This is a genomic window from Halorubrum sp. SS7 (genome assembly GCF_005435055.1).
Classification (GTDB): Archaea; Halobacteriota; Halobacteria; order Halobacteriales; family Haloferacaceae; genus Halorubrum; species Halorubrum salinarum.
In genome coordinates this window covers 1-395 of sequence record NZ_SGXV01000364.1, presented here as the reverse complement: position 1 = coordinate 395, position 395 = coordinate 1, and the positions used below count along the sequence as shown (strand labels likewise).

Sequence of the window (395 nt, the reverse complement as noted above, 5' to 3'; positions counted from 1 at the left end):
AACATCATCCACGAGGGGGGCGAACAGTTCCTCCAGTGCTTCTACGACTACCACACCGGGTTCACCCCGGAGGAGGAGCAGTGGGACATCGACACCTATCGGCACTACGGCGCCGACAAGATGACCGAGGACCTGTTCGGCAACGCGGCCGCCGACATGGCGATCTTCCAGCCCACGTACCTCGACGACTTCTACGACGAGGGGTTCAACACGACAGAGCAGAACGCCGAGCTCGCCGAGGAGTATCCGGAGCGGTTCGTCTTGAACGGGAGCTTCGACCCGCGCGACGGGGAGGAGGGTCTGCGCTACCTCGAACACCTCAAAGCGGAGTACGACATCCCCGGCGTGAAGCTGTACACCGCCGAGTGGCGCTGCGAGTCGAAGGGGTGGCGCCT

Annotated in this window: 1 protein-coding gene; it reads left to right on the top strand. The window is 63.5% G+C overall.

Annotation, left to right across the window (positions count from 1 at the left end; genetic code table 11):
- Window positions 1–395: amidohydrolase family protein (locus EXE44_RS18410; RefSeq protein WP_158293512.1), on the top strand; the 395-nt coding region annotated here is incomplete at both ends.